This is a genomic window from Deltaproteobacteria bacterium (genome assembly GCA_029860075.1).
In the GTDB taxonomy this organism is placed as follows: domain Bacteria; phylum Desulfobacterota; class JADFVX01; order JADFVX01; family JADFVX01; genus JAOUBX01.
This window is the reverse complement of the sequence record JAOUBX010000001.1, coordinates 55,860-70,523: the sequence shown is the minus strand read 5'-3', so window position 1 is coordinate 70,523 and position 14,664 is coordinate 55,860. Positions and strand designations below refer to the sequence as shown.

Here is a 14,664-nt window from a genome sequence, read left to right as displayed (position 1 = left end):
TTTGATGTTCATTATTTCTTTTTCAAGTTTATAAATGAAATGGACGTCATTTTACAAATAATTTTACATTTATCAATTAACTAAAGAGGATAAAAACCTGCGACGTTTCATCGCCTTTAAAAATAAACCTCCCAATGCTTTAGGACGTTTGAAGAAGGATAAAAGACAATACAACGCATTTATTACATTGTTATTTCTCTTACCTGTACTTACACTATCATCATTAACATCGGTTAATTGAGACAAAGAGCCACTACTTTTTGAAACCGAATTAATACAATATGAAAGATCATAACCATAATTATCATATACTTTAAAAAGCTTCAATTTGTCGATTGTCTTAAGAAACAACCATTTCTTCCACTCCTCCCATTGTTCAAACTGATCAAATGAACTATTAATCATGTTACTTCCTCTCTCATCTACTTTGCCGAATAATGCAACATCACGAATATAGGAATCACTTAACTTGAGTTTACCACCTGTAATTTTTTTCAAAAAATACAAAAAATACTCAATATCAGCTGTAATTCTCTCCATTTGCAAGTGAGGAACAGGCAATGAACTTTCCACAAGATCTGCTTCCAGAAGTTGTACTGCCAGAAAAAATATTCTATTATCATATTTAGAGAAATCTACATCAAATTTTTCCACAAGCCTGTGCATCATTTTTGTATCTTTTTCAAACAAAAACATATTTTCATATTGTTGTTTAAGAAACTCACTGCCAGATGAAACATGAAGCAATCTATTCTTCATTGATTCAACTCTTTTTACAGGATGTCTAACAACATTGATAAAATTATATTTCCTTTTAAATGGTCTTAAACGGGTAAAAACTCTTTGAGGAAGAATCCCATGAATATTTCCATAGAAACTTTTTCCTTTTTGAATCGTTTCAATCCGGTCAAAATATTCATCAAGATCCATTGATTTAGTAAATTTGTTCATCCGTTTTTGTATTAAATCAAGTCTTTCTCTTTCATCTTCCTCCGATGCAGACGCAGACTTCCCATCACCATAATCCGGGCCATGAGAACAATATATATCGGAATGCATATTTAATGCTTTAGTTATCCACTGCGTTGCAGTTCGCCCGTAAGAAAATATAACAAAATAATTCTTCATAATAAGCAACTCTAATCAAATCCTTATTCAAGGGAAATATTAAATTTATAATTATGACCTTAGCATCTTTTTTATTGCTTGCTGCGCTTTTCTATATCTTTCCGGAGTGCCTATATCGATTATTTCTCCTCCAGTTTCATAGCCATAAAATGATTTACCTGCAAGTTGCGGGAAGAGATCATTTTCAAGAGAAAAGGCTTTTTCAGAAGGCATTTTCTCTAATATACTTTTGTTAAAAATATAAACGCCTGCATTAATATAACCTGCAGAGCTTATTCCTTTTTCAACAAAGCTTTCTATACAATTTTCCTGGTTAATCTTAACAGTTCCATAATCCGCTGCATTGTCAATAGAAGCTAAAGAGAGAGAAAGATCAGCTTTTTTCTCAATATGAAAACCGACAAAATCTTCCAGGTTTACCAGACAAAATGAATCTCCGTTCATTACCAAAAAAGGATCACTTTTAATATAGCATTCTGCATTTTTTACGGCCCCCCCCGTCCCAAGCGGTTCTTTCTCCTTAGATATTATTATGCTGTAAGATGTTTCTTGTTTCTCATAATATCTACTTATGAAATCCGACATGTAGCCAGAACATAGGATAAATCGACAAAAACCAAAACTAGCGACATACTCTATAAGAATATCAAGAAATGGGCGGCCATTTATTTCTGCCATCGGCTTTGGACGGTCATTGATAACATCCTTAAGACGTGTCCCCTTGCCACCGATTAAGATCACAACATCCATGGCTTTCAAGTTATCAGTAGAAGTCTTGTGTTGCATACATTATTATCTGACTTCCCAGCGGTTCAAATCGAAAGGGAACATGCAGGAGCCCCTTCAATTTTTCCTTAATTTTTTGCTGGTCTTCCGGTTTGGCAAAAAAGAGTAAAAAACCACCACCGCCAGCCCCCAATAATTTCCCGCCAATAGCACCGGCGCTTCTTCCAACTTCATACATCTCATCAATTTTATTTGTCGATATTAGTTTTGTGAGACCTCTTTTGTACATCCATGATTCATGGAGAAACTTACCGAAATCTGTAATATTGCCCCTGTCTCTATTAAGAACATTTATTGCTTCATCAACCATTTCTCCCATCGCCCTTAACTCATCACCTTTTGAAGCTGTTTTCCTTATCTGTTCAGCGGCTACATCAGAAGCAGTTCTTGAATAGCCTGTAAAAAACAACATTAGATGATCCTGAAGTAAATCCATCTTTTCTGTGCCGATTGTCATTGGTGTAACATAAAATCCTCTATTTCCGCCAAATTCTACCTTATTAAATCCACCAAATGCAGCAGCAATCTGGTCCTGAGAACCAACATTTTCTTTTAAAACATCTTGCTCCATGGAAATAGCTTCCCGCGCTAAATGTCGCTTGGTAACAATCTTTCCTTTCAACGCATATAAAGCCTGAAGAAAACCTACAGTAAAAGCTGAACTGGAACCAATACCTGACATGGCCGGAATATCACTGGTGTGAACCATTTCTATCCCTTTTTCAATCTTTAATAATTTGAGGCACTCTCTGACAGAGGGGTGTTTTATCTCGTTGACCACCTTCGTCTCCTCCCGGTGAGAATATCTGATACGATATTTATAATCGAAAAAAGGGGGAAGGTATCGACAACTAATGTAGCAATATTTATTTATTGTTGTACTTAATACTGCGCCGCCATTTTCCTCGTACCAGACAGGATAATCAGTTCCACCACCAAAAAAGGAAATACGAAAAGGTGTCCTTGTAATAATCATGATATAACTCCTTTATTAAACAAAGTGACCGGTTTCATCTCTTCTGGAAAGGATGGGCTGCTTAACAGGCCACCATATGTTTAGCTTTTTATCATCCCACTTGTAGGTAAACTGTCCTGCCGGATTATAGTAAGTAGATTGTTTATAATGAAAGATAGCGCTATCACTCAAAACCAGATGTCCATTTCCATGTTTCGGAGGAACGAGAACCTGAAATCGGTTTGTCTCTGAAAGAGTAAAGGACTGCCATTTGCCAAAGTTCTCTGATGTTTCATCACAATTAACAACGACAAAATAAAATTTTCCATAAAGACAGGAAATAAGTTTCCACGTTTCTCCATCACCATGAATGCCTCTTAATACATCCTTCGAAGATACCGATATATCATCCTGGACAAACTTCACATCAATTCCTTTTTCCCGATATATCTCTTCGTTGTATGTCTCAACATAATATCCACGATGATCTTCAAAAATGTCCGGTTTGATTAGCAAAACTCCATCCAATTCTGTTTTAACCACTTCCATTATAAATCTCTCCAATATGAGTATTCATTCTGCCTAACAATAGGGTTTACAAAAAAATTAACTTTCTTCACAATTATACAGATATACCCCCTTTTTTTTACCATACCAGACAAGCTGCCTGAACCAATCCTCCCATGATGACCATTGCTCTTCACTTCTCTTAATTTTAAATTTATATTCGCCCTTTTCAATATCTTTCAATTCACCCTTGAAAAAGGAACTATAACAACTGTACACATTATGACTCAATTCGACAGTCAAATCCTCTTTTATAAAAGGCTGTTTAATCATGGAGCGATTCAATACGATACAATCACGAATAACATCTTCCGAGGATACTGCTTTTTGCTCTTTCAAAAGAGCATTAATCAGCTTTTCAGCCTCCCTATAAAAAAGGTCCAATTTGTTATTTAAAGATAAATAAATAAACAGGTATTCATCAATGGGCCACCATATATTTAGCCATTCTTTCGATGGTACATATTCAGTTCCCCCCCTCTGAATATCTTTAGCTTTATCCCTTAAAATAGAATTAAGTTCTGAAAACAACGGATAGGATTGATCGTTTGTCATAAAAAGTTCAAAAATATCCTTAAAGTTCAGATTGTAAACTTTGTTAAGAATGAGGATGGGGATCTGGAGAAGTTTATCAAAGAAAAGCAGAGAGACAATCCAACTGTACACTCTTGAATTTATCCAGTCTGATTTAGGCATGGAATCCGATCCGACAACCAGAAACTGCTTTTCAGGTATTTCCTCAACCTCAACCGTTCCATGGTGATAGATAATACGTGACTCCTGCAAAGTGAGTCCATATTTTTTCTGGTATTCATAATCAGCCATTTCTGTATTTTCAAGGATTGTCAGGTTAATAAACTGGATATTATTGTACTGTCCGCTTTCTATAACTTCTGCCACTCCCTTTGTAAACGATTCATAGCTTTCCCTGGGAAGGCCTAAAATTATATCTGAAAAAGTTGGAATACCCTCCCTGGCAAAAAGATTCTGCAATTCTTCAAATACCTGATTGGAAATATTAGCTCTTCTAATACTCTCAAGACTTTCCTCATTAACAGTTTGAAGGGCCAGATTAACCCCTTTTTGAAGCCCATACTCAGAAAGGAGCCTTTGCATATCAAAAATCCGCTCAGAGGAGTTCTTAGTGTTTTGCACAGAAAAGACCTGGGGATAGCCACAAGTCTTCTTGCTGCACGCTACATACCTTACAATATCCATATCCCTGTCCAAAATACCGAAATTCGCATCACAGCAAAAAACAAAGTCAATGCTTTTTTTGCCAAACCAGTCGATCTCACTCTTTAGTCGATCCATCCCGTATCTGTAAAGCTTATTCTTGCTATTGGCTCCCCAGGCACAAAATGCACAGGAGAAAGGGCAACCTCTGTTAGTCTCCCACATAATAGACCAGTTAACATCAGGGTTTACCTTCATCAAGGGATCAAAGACTCCATCCAGATAAGGAGATGGAATCTCATCCAGGTCCATTATTCTTTCTGCCTCTTCCGTAATTACCAGTCCTTTTTCTGGGTCCACAAATCCCATTGAAGGAACATTCTCCCATTTCCTTGTATCGTAGTTTTGAAGCGTTTTAAGGAAAGGGATCTCCCCTTCTCCGAAACATCCAAGATCAATAAATGGGGAACTTTTCATAAATACTTCAAGGTTTTTGGCATTACTAGGTACCTGCGGGCCTCCAAAAACGGTAACAATATCAGGATTTTTCTTTTTCAACATTCTGGCGATTTCCAGGCTTATGGACGTATTCCATAAATACATGCTGAAAAAAACTATGTCTGCCTTTTGGAGAGAAGAGCAGGCGTCGTTAACACTAATTCTCTTAAATAGAGGCAGTAAGAATTCAAAATCATCAGGATTTTTCAAATATTTTAGAGCATATGCCTGAAGCAAACCGATGGAATAAGGCATATAATACTGCCCTGAGAATGAATTCCCTATCTGGACAAGGCCAACCCTGATTTTTCTTTTATAAGCCATGAGACCTTAATTCCCTAAAGAAAGAACTTACTCCTTAAAATAGTTCATCTTCAGTTTATGCTCGTCCCGGTGTTTACAATACCACTCCCATGTCGCTTTTAAGCCCTCTGCCAAGGTCGTTGTTGGTTGATAACCAATTTTTTCTCTGGCAAGAGAAATATCCATTACTCTCTTCGGATAGCCTGAGGGTTTTTCAGGGTCGAATACATAATTGAAATCGATAATATGGTGAAGAGTTTCAACAAGTTCACCTATGGAATAGCCTTTTCCACTGCCGAGATTCATAAAACCATCACCCGTGCCATGGTAAAGGGCAAGAATAATCCCTTCTGCACAATCACGGCTATAGACAAAATCTCTTATTGCTGATCCATCTCCCCAGACAACGAGTGGATTGTCCCCCCTGTGAATCCTGCTTATGAGAGATGGAATGACCAGGGCGTTTACGGGATCAAAGTTATCACCGGGCCCAAAAACATTAGCCGGCCTGACAATGGAATAACCTTTTAAACCATACTCTTTCTTGTAAGCATCAACCTGCATTTCAGCCATTCTTTTTGCCCAGCCTGCAAAATCCATGGGTTTGGAATCAATCGAATAATCAGATTCAACAAATACTTCAGCGCTGGCATAGGCGCCTATGCTGCTCGTATAGACAAGTTTTTCGATGCCATTTAGTCGGCTTGCTTCCAGGACATTAGTATTCATCATCAGATGGGGGACAAAATGGCTCGCCGGATGATTAACGGTTGCCTGAACAGATGCCCCTATGCCGGCAATATGAAAAGTACAGTCAATTCCCTTTGTTACTTCTTTACAGAAATCAAAATGGGTTAAATCTCCAAAAATATGTTCGGCTTTATCATTGACATTAATTTTATCAAGCGACACAATCCTTACGTCAGCACCGGTAGAAACCAGGATATCAACAACCTGTCTCCCGATTAAACCGGTGCCACCCGTAACCAGAACCTTTTTAGAAGAAAAGCTTTTTAATATTTTTTCACTAATCATTCTTACCTTCACAGATAATTATCCTTTTGGCCTCCATATGACAAGTGAAGCCTCATGAACGACTCCCCCGAGATATGGCCTTCGTGCCTCAATAATTTCAATTTCCCCTTCTTTTTCCAGCGCTTTTAATGCAGTCAAATAACCGGACAGATAATTTCTTTTTTTGCAGTAACTTAAGGCAAGGAAATCAAGAAGGTTGTTCTCATCATAAAAGTCGAGAATCGGTTCATAGTGTAAAACGATAGCTGGCTTTGCATTCAGAATAAAAGATAGCAGGTTTCCATAATTAGTCCCTACCTGCTCCATGGCATGAATGGTTATTATGGCGCCGGCAGGTTTAATAGACAGGTCCGACTCTGGTTCCATCATATCAAAAAGGTGACCTTCAATATCTCTTTTCAATGTTTTGGAAAGCAATCCGGCAATTTCAGATGAAGATAATGTCCAGTCAAGACCAATCAGTTTTTTCTCAGGGTAAAGTTCACTAAGCATAAACAGATTTTGACAGCTTCCGCAGCCTATCTCACATATGGTTTCATAAGGAGATAGATATTTTGTAAATATCACCTCCCGGGCAAGGTTAAACAGATCATACTCTATATGAGGGTTATCGGGGATAATAAGATTCTTCCTGTAGCGAAGATAGTTTGAGGGGCGAAAGTACCCGGGCTTAAGACTTTCCGACGTGACACCTTTTATTTTCAATGCTTCCAGGTTTTCTCCCCAGCCTTTTTCAAAAGCCTGGAGGTTTTCTTCCTTTGTCCTGGTAATTTGGGGAGATTGAATTCTTTTTAAAAGATCAAGAGTATATTCTTCAATATCTTCTCTTTCCGCTTCCCGATAGACCGTATTAACTGTAGCAAGACGCGATGAAAACCCAGGAGGAAAATCATTTTTCCCACAGTCAAACATTCGTTCAAAATCCTCTTCTGTTATTCTTTCTTTTTTCATTTAGAAATCTCAGTCAGGTTATATTTTTCCTTTTTAGCATACCAGTAAAGCGTATCCCTTAAACCATCTTCAAGAGAAACTTGCGGCTCAAAGCCAAGCAATGTTCTCGCCTTATCAGTATTAACAGCTCTTACCGGTATAGTTGTCGGCTTTGATTGATTAAATATGACCTCAACCTGATTATGTCCGGCAGCTTTTAAAATCATATGGACAATATCTTTAATCTTAACAGCCTGACCATAACCAATGTTAACAGGATCACATGCAGGGTTTTTCTCCAACATGAGGAGGCAGCCTCTTGCCAAATCACTCACATGCAGAAAATCTCTTGCCTCTTCACCACTGCCCCAGACTTCATAAGGTGTTTGCCTTTCAACCGCCTTTCTGATGAGAGCAGGAATGACATGGCTCGTTAAAGGGTCAAAATTATCATATTGCCCATATACAGCCGTAGGCCTTATAATTGATATTTGGAGATCCGAACTGGATGCGACAAATTCGCCCAGCCTCTCAAAATACCTTCGCATCCAACCGTAACCAAAGTAGTTTGGGTGAGTCGGACCACTCCACATTTCATCTTCTTGAACCGGATGGTCGGTCACAGGGTATCCTGTGCTGCTGCTAAAAAGTAAAAACCGTTTTACTCTGGCTGTCCATGAGGCCTGCAACATTTGTGAGGTCAGGATAAGGTTCGTTGTAATCGCAGCCATTGAACCATTGGCAGCAAGACCAACTCCAGCGACCGCGCCGGCAGCATGAAAAACATAATCAACACCATCTGCTGCCTTCAGACAACCATTTTGATCTGACAAATCAACGCTGATTATCTCAATATTTTCATCTTGAATAATCAGAGGGCGATTATGAAGGGGAACTCGAACTTTCGCTCCCTGCTTTAACAATTCCAAAACAATATGGAGGCCGACAAAACCGGTCCCGCCAGTGACCAGAACTCTTTTCCCTTTATAGAACAACGTTAACTTGTCTCTATTCCATTAATGATTACTGATCTCATCTAACCCAAAAATCTCTTTTTCATTTTTTTTATTGGCTGGAACACTCTGTTTTCCAAGTCTTTTTTCAAATATATGATCTTTTTTTTCCTGCCATATTTTTTAGCAGCTATACGATAAATATCATTAACAAGTCTTGATTTTTTATCTTCACCCTCTACATCCAGCTTCTTTTTCAAATAAGATAAAAGCTCAAAAGCATACTCTATCTGCTCGCTTATTTCTGCAATACAGGATAATTTTAAAATTTTATTATTATCCATAGAGGGTATCGCCCTTTGAATGGGATCTTTTAAAAAGAATGCATCTGTAGTCACTAATTGCCCTGCCAGTTGCTGTTCCCAAAAAGTATTAACCCTGTCAAACATAACGGGAGATGACTTTCTGCCAACAAATTGACCGGAAGTATAAGTATGCATTGAATAAAAATCAAAATCCTCACTGCGAACAAAAGAATCGATATCACTAAACAGAGGTATCCCCCTGTAAAGAGGAAGAAACCAAACCTCTATATTCAAACCTAAGGTAGATTTTAATAGTTTTTTTCCTCCTTTAAGAACTTCAAGCTCTGCACCCTGAACATCAAGTTTGATGAAATCTACCTCTTTAATATTATTTTCCTCAGCCCATATATCCAGACTCGTTGTGCTAACCTTCTCAATTTTATCTGTTTTAAGTGAATCAAAGGTATAAACAGTTTTTCCCCAGACACTTTGTTTGAATCTCTTTAACAACTCCTCATTCGGCGGATACAGGGAACTTGAATCACAACACTTTGCAATATAAAAATCACGATTTTTATCATTATTTTCGGCAAGGCATAAAGGGTAATAAAAATGATCAAGCCCCTTATTCTTGGCTTGCTCATTTAGGTGATCGCATTCATCTTTATCAGGATCAAAGCCATAAAGAATCATATTATTGGTTAATGATGACCATTGCCGTTCCCCCCCACCTCTGGCGCCACAATCAATAACCGATATTTTTTCACTCTCTAACAGTGTATCTAAAATAAGCTTTGAAATGATGTAGTCTGACATGAATAAACCTTTATAAATCAGGTAAAATTAACGTTCATAAAGTAACTTTCGTGACAATCACTTCTTTTATTTATTAAATACCCAAACGGGCAACTTCTCTCATACAATGTAATGTAACATACCAACTAAAATGTTAAACAAGCATTCCATGAGAAAATGGGTTATCAATTGCAATCCCTTTCATTCAATAAAGAGTTATATATTTTCAAATCCTTTTCACTATCTACTTCATACCACCATTCATTTATGGGCACTGTGTCTATAATGATTTTTCTTTCTATTAATCTGTTTAGCAGACCCGTCATATCAAGCCTGTCGCATTCTTCCTGATTTAAAGTAGATAGATAACCTTTTACCTGTTGCCACCCTCTGGAAGTAAATTTTAGAAGACCCATATACTGCCCTTCAATCTCATCAAGACTTTTTGCTCTATTACCAATTTCAACTAAAACTCCTCTTTTATCAATACGAAATGTTTCTGCATCCGATAATGGATTTTCAAATCGTTTCTGCCATAACTTTAACCATTCTTTATCATAAGTAATCACTATATCACCTTCTTTTTTCGACAATAAAGAAATAGTATCAGCAGAATATACGATATCAGAGTAGCTAACTATACAGGTGCCGTTATCCAACCATTCTTCCGCACAGGTCAATGACATTACCATATTGGTCTCTGACCATCTGTGGTTCTCAAAATGTTTATCTCCATAGCCGTCAAGCATATGGGACATGTACCCCCGTACAATACCTATCTCCTCAATTTGCCCCTCCTTCATTGACTCTATCTGCCATTGAATGAGCGGCTTTCCTCCTAGTTTTGCCAAACATTTAGGCTTATTATCGGTCTCATCCTTCATCCGGCTACCTCTTCCGGCAGCAAGTATTACCCCCTTCATAGAAATCCCTCAGTTAAAAAATTTACTTATTATATTCAGTTCAACATCAGAAAAAGGGGTTTCCCTTTCGCTGTGCCACATTTGCCCAAACACCTTATAATGCTTATGTTCAATTGCTTCTACTGCATCATCTTCACTCCTTGCAGATACAATCAAATCATCATGTACAATGTCTATGCCGTAATTATGAAATGAATTCACTTCATTCAATTTAGCTAAATCATCCTTATATCTCGATCTGTCCGAATTAACCAATTTATGCCTACTACCAACATGCCCATCTATTTTTTTAAATGTACAGTTAAAATATTGGGCCAATATCTGCATCCCTCTGCAAATTCCAAAAACAGGAATATCATTATTTAGCGCAAATTTAATAATTCCCATTTCAAAGGCATCTCTCTTCCGGGACAAACTGCTGTCCGAATGTAGAGCAAGATCATTTCCCCCGCTAAGTACAACTCCATCAATTTTAAATGATCGAAAATATTCTCCAAAGTCAAAGGCTGTTGGAAGAATTACTGGAAGCCATCCAAGTTTTCCCAGTAACTGAGCCCATCTTACATCAAGGGCATCTCTGACCTCATAATAACTGTCATTTTCAATCAAACGCTGCGTTATGGCTATACGCTTCATAATATTATTCGCACTTGCCTGTTTGCGCAATCCAACGCCAGCATTCCAGCTTTGGACCACCGGTTGAATTTCTTTTCGCCGGCTCCTATAACAGCAGGGATTCCAAGCTCTGCACATCGTATTGCCATATGAGAATTCGCGCCTCCAAACTGGGTTACCAACCCGGCAATATTTTTTGAAAACAGGTAGTCATATCCTGGATCTGCCGATTTTATAAAAGCAATCCTATTTTCAAGATTTCCAGTTCTTAGTTCATCTTCCATGACTATATAAGCTTCCACCATTTTAAGGGTAATGAAATTAGGTTCTTCATCTTCCAGAAAGAATGCATAAATATCATCAGCCCCCCTAATGAGGGTAGGCAGCTTAACCGCCTTTGTATAGTTGAATGCTTCCTTATTTTTTTCTATATCCATTAAAAGGCCATCATTAACATCACGATGGTCAAGAGTTGCATACAGGTTAAGTATTGTCTTGATATCAAGGTGGACTAATTTTTCTCTCTTCATACCAACCTTCTCCCCCAAGACCTTTATTTGTCTCAATATTTCACTCAGTGATTTGGTAAATATGAATTTTGCGTATTCTCTCCCCTCAACCGCCTCTTTGATAAATCTGATCAATCTATCAGCATCTATCATGAGCCCACTTTCAACCAATGCCGTATTGATCCTTTCAAGCTGCCCCACACTAAATTCAAAGGTTTCCACTTTATTTTGCACAATCTTGGCATCAGAAAAATAATGTTCAAAATTTTCATCATATCTCAGAGACAGAATATCATAGGTATTAGGTCTCAGATGCCCATACTGCTCAAGAAATTCTTTCCTGGACATGCCTTTTCCTGCCAGTTTGCACAAATCAGCATTTAATTTTTTTGCAACTGTATTTAATGAATTCATGAAAACATCATACTCTGAGATAGTCATAATCCCCAAGTCAACGAATGACTGCAAAAACTGGATTCCAATAAATGCCGCCCTTGCAACTCCGGCAAATGGCAATGTGCCAAACCTTTTACAGTCTTCAACCAACCAATATATCTTTTCGATTAGGGGGAGGTCTGATTCGATGATGGTGTCATACTTTTTCTTCAGGATCTCTATTTTTTCCAAGTCTCGTTTATAGAGTCCATGCTCCGGACAAATAATGTCGTTTGTGATATTTAGTAGAGAAAATTCTATCCTTTTGATCTCGTTTTCATTAAATCCGTAATCCAATAACTCCCTCAATCTGTCAGGTAAATTAAGGTAATAACAGGAATGGACAACTTCAAATTCCACCTTATCGTGATGAGTCGGCATGGCATCGAGTTTACTCATGTAATAGGCAAATAATTTTTTTGCAATTTTTTCATTTAAATTTTTAGGAATAAAAGAATTAAAATCTACCCTCACATCAATGTAAGGCATTCCCAGAAATGAAATCAACAGGGGATGGGAACGCAGGTTTCTATAACCATAGTTGTCCCTCTGATAAGCCCACACACTATCCGTTACAAGCTCCTTATACAAAGATAAGGAAAGTTGCTTAGGCTTCACTCCGATAATTTCCGCAGGATTCCAGTCCGGCATGACTCCAAACATTGCCTTGTCTCCCAGCAGATTAGGATGAGGGAAGGAGAGTTTTTTGATTTTTTTATGGATCTTTAACAAGGAATCTGCCAGATCAATCTGTGACAAGTCTTCTTTGTTTTTTATTGCTATAGGTCTGCATTGAAAGATGTACAGGTCGCCTTTTCCATCTACTGCAAACTCTATATCGAGATGGGCGTTACCTGTAATTTCCTCTAACTCCTTGCAGGCATTGCAAACCTTTTTAAGATCATTATTGTTACATTCAACAGGGGACTCCTTGTAGCAGATAAAGGTCTTAAGGTCCCCCTCCAGGCCACTAGCAACAGTATCACTCTTTCCACTGACATCATAGTTGATGATGTAATAAGGCGCCAAGGTATCAATATCAGAGGTAAAAACGACACCTGATATTTTTATATCGCGGAGCATGGGTTGGACCAGAACTTCATCATTCACATCACAGATTTCGTAAGAAGCAATAACCTCCTCAATAGAGCTTGTGAGGCTTACCTCGTTGCTCTTAGCAACATCCAGAACTGTTTTGAAATGACCGGCATTTGATGTTTCAAGGCTGTCTTCATTTTTGTGAGATGAACGAACAATCAGAAGTTCTTGCTCAAAATTCTTTTGAATTGCATTAATAACACCCTTTTTATGGGCAGAAAATTCAGCTACAGTAAACCTGTAAATAGGTAGAACTTTCGCATTGCTAACCAGCAGGGATAAACTTTCCAGCGTTTTGGCTTTTGTTGAAAAAACAAAGCTGGGCATAGAACTATACTACCTTCTGAAGCGTCCAGGAACGGGTTGTATATCTTATTTTGAACGTATGGGGCAATTCCTCCCTCATTTTATCCGTTATCTTCTGGAAGAGAATATTGCCTTCTTCAGTAGCAAGGTCCCAATATTTATTCTTAACGCTTCTCCATGCATTGATATATTCATCAATGGTTCTATCCACATCAAAGTCAATCTCCGAATAAAAAATATCATTAAATAAATCCTTGTTTTGCTCCAAGACAGGGCGTTGATCCTCACGCCTAGTCCCCCTGTCATAATTGGGCACAAATGCTACAATAATATCTTCTGCTCTATTCTGGATCGGGTCATTAAGATTACGGTGATTCCACATACAGGAAAAATATCCCCTGCTTTTTAAAATCCTATAGGTCTCTTTCAATGCAAGATTCCTGTCTATTACATTAAAACTGCTTCCAAATGTTACCCAATCAAAGGAGTTATCATTCAGGGTTGTATCAATACCACTTGCTTTAATCCATTCAATATTTCCAGATTGACCTGTTCTCTCAATCCCTATATTTCTCATTTCATCATTGGGCTCAACAGCCGTCACATTAAAACCACGGGCGAGGAGCATAATACTCAGATTACCTGTACCGGCTCCAATATCTGCCACACAGTAATCATCACCCTTACTAGCGCCCACATAATTTGCAAGCACATCAATCGCCCTATCACTGTAATTGGGCCTGAATTCATAATATTTTGCATGAAGAGAATAATCCCAGTGTTTTTCAACTAATTTTTGGCTCATCTTTCATCTCCTTTATACGTTAAATCTTAGCAATTAATTCTGTAATTTTGCCCACTTTTTCATTCAATCTGTCCTGTACCGTATTATCAATTACCAGGTCACAATCCTCCGGTTTATCATAAGGGAGGTTAACTCCTATTACATCCTTCATATCACCCTTGATAGCTTTTGAATAAATCCCCTTTTGATCGCGTCTTATCAGTTCATCCATATCACACTCTATAAAAACTTCATAATAGTGGGCAATATTGTCTCTATTAAACTTATGAACTTCCTTGAAAAGAGACATGGTAGCGCAAATAACATCTATCCCCTGATCAGAGATCATCTTGCACAGTCTGGCATAACTCATTGCAAGCTCTCTCCGATCATCAAGAGAATGCCCGGCATTATTACCGAATACACCTCTCAAAGTATCTCCATCTAAAAAAATAACATTAGGCTTTTGGTCTTTTAATTTACCATAAAAAGATTTACCGATAGTTGTTTTACCTGAACCGGCAAGACCTGTTACCCAATACACTGTCCCAAACTTCATTCTT

General features: G+C 37.9%; 14 protein-coding genes. All 14 read right to left on the bottom strand.

Annotation, left to right across the window (positions count from 1 at the left end; genetic code table 11):
- Window positions 1–72 precede the first annotated feature (72 nt).
- A complete protein-coding gene (locus tag OEV42_00325) occupies window positions 73–1,128 on the bottom strand; it encodes a hypothetical protein (GenBank protein ID MDH3972694.1) in 1,056 nt (351 codons plus the stop codon).
- 51 nt (window positions 1,129–1,179) lie between these two features.
- A complete protein-coding gene (locus OEV42_00320; protein ID MDH3972693.1) occupies window positions 1,180–1,914 on the bottom strand; it encodes a nucleotidyltransferase family protein in 735 nt (244 codons plus the stop codon).
- A complete protein-coding gene (locus OEV42_00315) occupies window positions 1,892–2,890 on the bottom strand; it encodes a kinase (GenBank protein MDH3972692.1) in 999 nt (332 codons plus the stop codon). Before OEV42_00315 ends, OEV42_00320 begins: the two co-directional genes overlap by 23 nt.
- A gap of 15 nt (window positions 2,891–2,905) precedes the next feature.
- Window positions 2,906–3,418 carry a dTDP-4-dehydrorhamnose 3,5-epimerase gene (rfbC, locus tag OEV42_00310; protein ID MDH3972691.1) on the bottom strand — a complete coding sequence of 171 codons (513 nt, stop codon included), beginning with the start codon at window positions 3,416–3,418 and terminating at the stop codon, window positions 2,906–2,908.
- A gap of 57 nt (window positions 3,419–3,475) precedes the next feature.
- A complete protein-coding gene (locus OEV42_00305) occupies window positions 3,476–5,434 on the bottom strand; it encodes a radical SAM protein (protein ID MDH3972690.1) in 1,959 nt (652 codons plus the stop codon).
- Between the two features lie 27 nt (window positions 5,435–5,461).
- A complete protein-coding gene (locus OEV42_00300; GenBank protein MDH3972689.1) occupies window positions 5,462–6,448 on the bottom strand; it encodes an NAD-dependent epimerase/dehydratase family protein in 987 nt (328 codons plus the stop codon).
- Window positions 6,449–6,466: 18 nt separating this feature from the next.
- Window positions 6,467–7,399 carry a class I SAM-dependent methyltransferase gene (locus tag OEV42_00295; GenBank protein ID MDH3972688.1) on the bottom strand — a complete coding sequence of 311 codons (933 nt, stop codon included), beginning with the start codon at window positions 7,397–7,399 and terminating at the stop codon, window positions 6,467–6,469.
- Window positions 7,396–8,373: an NAD-dependent epimerase/dehydratase family protein gene (locus tag OEV42_00290; protein ID MDH3972687.1), complete on the bottom strand. Its 978-nt coding sequence runs from the start codon at window positions 8,371–8,373 to the stop codon at window positions 7,396–7,398. Before OEV42_00290 ends, OEV42_00295 begins: the two co-directional genes overlap by 4 nt.
- Window positions 8,374–8,414: 41 nt before the next feature.
- Window positions 8,415–9,452, bottom strand: a complete 1,038-nt coding sequence (locus OEV42_00285) for an FkbM family methyltransferase (protein ID MDH3972686.1) — start codon at window positions 9,450–9,452, stop codon at window positions 8,415–8,417.
- Window positions 9,453–9,616: 164 nt separating this feature from the next.
- Window positions 9,617–10,354 carry a phosphocholine cytidylyltransferase family protein gene (locus tag OEV42_00280; GenBank protein MDH3972685.1) on the bottom strand — a complete coding sequence of 246 codons (738 nt, stop codon included), beginning with the start codon at window positions 10,352–10,354 and terminating at the stop codon, window positions 9,617–9,619.
- 9 nt (window positions 10,355–10,363) lie between these two features.
- Entirely contained in the window at window positions 10,364–10,963 is a 600-nt protein-coding gene (locus tag OEV42_00275) for a gamma-glutamyl-gamma-aminobutyrate hydrolase family protein (protein ID MDH3972684.1), read from the bottom strand.
- Between the two features lie 23 nt (window positions 10,964–10,986).
- Window positions 10,987–13,338 (bottom strand): PEP-utilizing enzyme, encoded by a 2,352-nt coding sequence (locus OEV42_00270; protein MDH3972683.1) that lies wholly within the window; start codon window positions 13,336–13,338, stop codon window positions 10,987–10,989.
- 4 nt (window positions 13,339–13,342) lie between these two features.
- Window positions 13,343–14,122: a methyltransferase domain-containing protein gene (locus tag OEV42_00265; GenBank protein MDH3972682.1), complete on the bottom strand. Its 780-nt coding sequence runs from the start codon at window positions 14,120–14,122 to the stop codon at window positions 13,343–13,345.
- Window positions 14,123–14,141: 19 nt separating this feature from the next.
- Complete coding sequence (locus OEV42_00260) at window positions 14,142–14,660, bottom strand: adenylyl-sulfate kinase (protein MDH3972681.1); 519 nt, start codon at window positions 14,658–14,660, stop codon at window positions 14,142–14,144.
- Window positions 14,661–14,664: the final 4 nt, after the last annotated feature.